Annotated in this window: 5 protein-coding genes; all 5 read left to right on the top strand. The window is 34.0% G+C overall.

Annotated elements, in window-relative coordinates; translation table 11 throughout:
• The coding region (locus tag HMPREF0367_RS03270; protein WP_035401142.1) for a peptidase U32 family protein at positions 1-1,162 on the top strand (1,162 nt) is incomplete at its 5' end.
• Positions 1,163-1,207: 45 nt separating this feature from the next.
• Entirely contained in the window at positions 1,208-2,902 is a 1,695-nt protein-coding gene (locus HMPREF0367_RS03265) for a proline--tRNA ligase (protein ID WP_035401141.1), read from the top strand.
• 104 nt (positions 2,903-3,006) lie between these two features.
• Positions 3,007-4,701, top strand: a complete 1,695-nt coding sequence (locus HMPREF0367_RS03260; RefSeq protein WP_022355266.1) for a hypothetical protein — start codon at positions 3,007-3,009, stop codon at positions 4,699-4,701.
• A gap of 11 nt (positions 4,702-4,712) precedes the next feature.
• The gene (locus tag HMPREF0367_RS03255) at positions 4,713-5,402 is read left to right on the top strand and encodes a Bax inhibitor-1/YccA family protein (RefSeq protein ID WP_022355267.1); all 690 of its coding nucleotides are present in this window, start codon (positions 4,713-4,715) and stop codon (positions 5,400-5,402) included.
• Positions 5,403-5,449: 47 nt separating this feature from the next.
• A complete protein-coding gene (locus HMPREF0367_RS03250; RefSeq protein ID WP_035401139.1) occupies positions 5,450-6,133 on the top strand; it encodes an HAD family hydrolase in 684 nt (227 codons plus the stop codon).
• Positions 6,134-6,180: the final 47 nt, after the last annotated feature.

Genomic DNA, 6,180 nt, shown 5'->3' with positions numbered 1-6,180 from the left:
AAAGATTGCGATCCTATATGGTGCAGATGCAGTATATATTGGAGGAAAACAGTTTTCATTGCGTTCACGTGCATCTAATTTCTCTCTTGAGGAAATCAAAGAGTTAGTTGATTTTGCCAATGAACATGGTTCTCATGTGCATGTCACAGTCAATATGCTGCCACATGAAAACGATACAGATGGACTACGAGAATATTTATTAGATCTTGATCATGCGGGTGTTCATGCGATCATTGTGGCAAGTCCAGCTATCATGACTTTGGCAAAGGAATTAAACTGTTCTTTTGAGGTTCATGTGTCTACGCAACATTCTTCTACGAATTCCAGTGCTGTACGATTCTGGAAGTCTAAAGGAATGGATCGCGTTGTTTTAGCACGAGAATGTCAATTGGACGAGATACGACAGATTTGTAAACAAGATATATTACCAATCGAAGTTTTTATTCATGGAGGAATGTGTATTTCTTATTCAGGGCGTTGTGTCTTAAGCAATCATATGACTTTGCGTGATGCCAATCGAGGCGGATGTGCACAAAGCTGTCGTTGGAAATACCATTTAATGGATAAAAATGAAGAGATCTCAGATCCTTCCAATCTTTTCTCCATGTCATCAAAAGATCTACAGGCAGTTGATTATATTGAAGATTTCATCAACATGGGAGTAGCTTCCTTAAAAATAGAAGGACGCATGAAGAGTGCATATTATTTGGCAACTGTTGTTTCAAGTTATCGTTATTTGATCGATAAGATTTATGAGAATGGTCATGCGACACAAAATGATATTGATTATGTAAAAAAAGAGATTGCCAAAGCAGAGAATCGACCAACTGGTCCGGGGTTCTATCAAGGGCTTCCGAATTATAAAGTGCAATTATACCAAGATCATGATGAAACAGTTACACAGGAATATGTAGCAATTGTACTGGATTATGATGATAAGTCATCTATTGCGACATTACAGGTGAAAAACAATTTTATGCCGAATCAGATTATGGAAATTTTTGGGCCAACAATTCCTTCTACAAAAGTTATGATCAAGGATGTTTATGATGAAGATGAAAATCTTTGTGAAGTATGTAATAAACCAATGCAAATTGTTCATACAAAATGGACGGGTCCGATTGAAAAACACGCAATGATTCGCAAAATTCGTGTTGTATAAAAACACAGTATATGAGAGAATATACGAGTTGAAAAGAGGGACAATATGAAATTAAGTAAGAGTTTCTTTTATACATTAAGAGAAAATGCAAAAGATGAAGATAGTGTTTCCAGCAATTTACTAGTTCGTGCTGGAATGATCAAAAAAAGCTCAAATGGTATGTATATGATCATGCCTATGGGCAAAAAAGTATTAGCCAAGATTGAAAATATCGTTCGTGAAGAAATGGATGCAAAAGACGCTCAGGAATTATTGATGCCTGCTTTGATTCCGGAAGAAGTTTATATTAAATCTGGTAGACGTGAAGTGTTTGGTTCAAATATGTTTACAATGAATGATCGCTATATGAAACGTTATGTATTAGGACCTACACATGAGGAATTATTTGCTGTTGCGGCAAGTATGGATGGCAAGAGCTATAAAGATTTCCCTTATAACTTGTATCAGATCCAAACTAAATTTAGAGATGAAACACGACCACGTTATGGTTTGATTCGTGTACGCGAATTTATAATGAAAGATGCTTATACTTTTGATATCGATGAGGCTGGCTTGGATGAAGCCTACGCAAAGATGTATGATGCATATTGTCGTATTTTTGATCGAATGGAATTAGAATATAAGATCGTAAAAGCAGATACAGGGGCTATGGGTGGTCTTTTAAGTGAAGAATATCAGGCTATTTCAGGTATTGGAGAAGATATCGTTGTTGGATGTGAAGGTTGTGATTTCTCCAGCAATTTGGAAATTACAGAAGTTGTTGATACCTTACAGGATTCTCAGGAAGAAGAACTTGAGATTCAGTTAGTTGAAACACCAAATGCGAAGACTATTGAAGAAGTGGCTGCTTTCTTTGGCAAAGAGCCTAAGGATTTTGTTAAAACGCTTCTTTATAATGTAGATGGTAAAATTGTAGCTTTCTGTATTCCAGGAGATCGTGAACTAAATGAAACGAAAGCTTTAAAACTATTGAAAGCTAACGAGATGGAATTAGCATCTTTTGAAGATGTTGAAAAAATAACGCATGCGCGTGTTGGTTTCGCCGGGCCTGTTGGTTTGGATTGCCCAGTATATATGGATCGTATGATCAAACATATGAAGAATTTTATCATTGGGGCAAATAAAAGCGATCATCATTATGTAAACGTGAATCTATCTGATTTTACACCAGAACTTGTAGCTGATCTATGTCAAGTAAAAGAAGGGGATATTTGTCCTGTATGTGGTAAACCATTAACATTCCAGCATGGAATCGAAGTTGGTAACTTGTTTAAACTGGGTACAAAATATGCCCAATCAATGAATCTATACTACACAGATGCAAACAACCAGTTACAGCCAGTATGGATGGGAAGCTACGGTATTGGATTGGAAAGATGTATGGCGGCAATCGTTGAACAACACCATGATGATAAAGGTATTATCTGGCCAAAAGAAGTAGCGCCATTTATCTTATCAATTGTACCTATTTCTTTAAAAGATGAAAAACAGATGGAAATTGCCAATGATCTATATAACTATTGTACAAAGAATAAATACTCTGTATTACTAGACGATCGTAATGAAAGACCAGGAGTTAAATTCAAGGATATGGAACTTATTGGTATCCCATACCGCATAACAGTAGGACGTAAAGTACAAGAGGGCATTCTTGAATTCTCTAACCGTTATACAGGAGAAAAAGAAGAAGTTTCAATTGATTCAATCAAATCTATGATTGATGAATTATATAAGGCCTAAACGGCCTTTTCTTTTAAAAAAGTTGAAAACGCTTACTGTATCATTATTGTTTACATTTGTTCATAAATCGTGTATCATTCGCATATAAGGAGGAAATATATAAAATGGATAAAAAAATATATCTAACAAATAATCAAGTAGTATTGAATTACAATAAAGCATACCCTAAATCAAGAGAGGTATTGTTGAAATCGAATACATTCAGAGTGTATCTACAGCACTTTATCAAAACACAAGAAACTCTGTATCCTGAGTTATATAACTATTTAACACAGAATGGAAAATATGATTCAAAAGAAGCCGCAAATAAATTCAGCAAATGTTTGAGAATGCTGTCTATTTTTAATATGGATGAAATCGAATCTGAATATTTAGAAGATAAAAAGAGTCTATTAACTGTTGTACGTGAAATCTATAAAACATGGAGACATTTACAACGTTTTGCGTTTATCAAGAGCGATAGTTCAGATGACTTTGGAATCAATACTTTAGTACGTAGAGATTCTGAAATGAATGATTTGATCTTACGTACATATCGTTTATTTGAAGAAAGAATCATGGATCGTCCAAACTTGGTGTATCGTCAGATTCAGGCAGGTACAAATGCTTGTTTTTCTATTCATAACAGGGATAGTATCTGGTCAGAGCATTACAGTGCGTTAAAGGATATTCCAATTATTGACCATGTTATGTTGCGTACACCAATGATTCTTCACCCAAAATCAAGTAAACGTACAGGAACATTTACAGAAACAAAAGTTGATCCAATGACTTATTTTGAGGGTGATTCAGAGTCTTTCTTCTGTTTCCCATGTAAAGTCGGTAAATTACTGTGTTTTGTATATTTTAATTCTAAATATACTGCCAGTGCTTTAAGTATGGCTAACTTATTTGAGCTTGCGACAAAAGAAGAAGCGAATCAAAAACCAGATTTGATTTTATTATTTGGTAATCCAGATGGTAAAAATGCAACTGAATTCTATTATGATGAAACTGAAAACATTTGGCTTGGTTGTATTAGTGATGATCCAAGAATTGAATATTTTGGTTATTTAAAGAAAATGTGTTTAACATTGCACAATCTTGCCGCTATGCAACAAGGATGGTTGCCTATTCATGGAGCATTTGTTAATATTACATTAAATGATGGTCGTAAAAAAGGAATTATGTTGATGGGAGATTCAGGTGCTGGAAAATCTGAATCAATTGAAGCCTTGAAGAGTGTAGGAAAAGATGTTATTAAAGATATTGAAGTAGTATTTGACGATATGGGAACAATTCATATTGAAGATGGTATTCCTTATGGACAGGGGACAGAAATTGGTGCCTTTATTCGTCTAGATGACCTTGATCCAGGAACTCCTTATCGTGACATGGATCGTTCTGTGTTCATGGCTCCGGAAAATCCAAACTCTCGTATGGTTACACCTGCTGCATCTTATGATGTTATCACTACTAACCACAAAATTGATTTATTTGCTTATGCAAATAATTATACAAATGAATTTGGTCTTAAGAAGTTAACGGTAGAAGAAGTAAAAGATACTTGTGTCATGGGTAAACGTATGGCATTAGGTACTACACAAGAAGTTGGAATTAGTACTACTTACTTTGCAAATCCATTTGGTCCAATGCAGAAACAGGAACTTTGTGAACCATTGATTACTAAAGTATTCAGTTCATTAGAAGAAAATGGAACTTTTGTTGGAGAAATTTATACACATCTAGGATTTGATAAGACTAATCGTCACGGCCTTGATATTGCGGCACATCAATTATTAGAATTTATTACAAAATAGAAGGTGATATCATGTTTGAAAATACGTATTATCCACAAGAAACTTTGCGTAAAGCATTAACAACTTCGTTCGTGTGGATGGCTTTAGGTCTTTTAGTTACAGCTGCTACATCTTATCTATGTTATTCAACTGGCTGGTATTTATGGATGCTGACATCTATGCCTATGATTGGATTGCTGTTGTTTATTGTGCAGATTGGACTTGTATTTGCGTTTCAATCAGCTATGCAAAGATCTACAGCAACAGGAATTAAAGTATTGTTCATGGTGTATGCCGTAACATTTGGCATTTCTTTAACTAGTTTGTTTTATACGAATAGTCAAGCTCAATTAACTGCTGCATTCTTAATTAGTGCTGTATATTTTATCTGTCTTGCTTTTATTGGATTAACGACAAAGAAAAATCTGAACAGCATAGGAATGATATGTGTTATTGGTTTAACTGTTTTGATTATCTCACAAGCTGTAATGCTTTTATTTGGCGTTTCTTTTGATACACGAATGATTTCTATTGTTGGATTGTTATTGTTTACGGGAATTACAGCCTGGGATATACAACGTATGAACAAGATCTTGTATCTCAGCAATGGGGATGTAGTGAGTCAAGAAAAAATTGCTATTTACATGGCTTTGGAGTTATATCTTGATTTCTTAAATATTTTCTTATATATCTTGCGTTTATTGGGATATAACAGAGATTAAAAGATTTGAGGAGTGTTTACTCCTCTCTTTTCTTTCCAGGAGGTTTTATGAAATTTTGTTTTGATTGTGATGACACACTTTACGATTTATCATATCCATTTAAAAAAGCATGCAATGAACTCTTAAATATAGATGAAACACATGATTTAGAGTCCATGTATACAATATATCGCAGCTGTGGAGATGAAATCTTTGATAAGATTCAGGATGGATCTATTTCCATTGATGAATCAGGAATTTATCGAATTCGTCAAATGTGCAAAATCTACCATATTGATGTTGAAGAAGACTTATACCGTGAATTTCAAAGAGTGTATAAAACACTTCAAAAAGAAATATTTATGAGTAATGTTTTTCATGATTTTTTTAGATCGACTATATCAGAACTTGCGATACTGACAAATGGACAGGATGAACATCAAAGAATGAAACTTAAGGCATTAGATGTTTTTAAATATTTTAAAGAAGAAAATGTCTATACTAGTGGTCAATTAGGATTTGCCAAGCCTGATCCGAGGTCGTTTAAAACGATGTTTTCGAATATGAAAGAGAACATTTCAGATTGGTATTATATAGGGGATAATTATACAAACGATATGGAAGGAGCTAAAAAAGTTGGAATGAAAACCATACACTTTAATCGTCATCATGGCTTAGAGGGAACAAGCAGTGACCATGTTGTTTATAGTGAAAATGAATTGGTAAATCTGTTAAGAAAACTAGAAAAATAAAGATTTAGATTTTAATGAAATTATAAAATTTTTATTTGCAAGCTGTG

Origin of the sequence: Faecalitalea cylindroides ATCC 27803 (genome assembly GCF_000469305.1) — a bacterium.
Classification (GTDB): domain Bacteria; phylum Bacillota_I; class Bacilli_A; order Erysipelotrichales; family Erysipelotrichaceae; genus Faecalitalea; species Faecalitalea cylindroides.
This window is presented reverse-complemented; position numbering and strand designations above follow the sequence as displayed.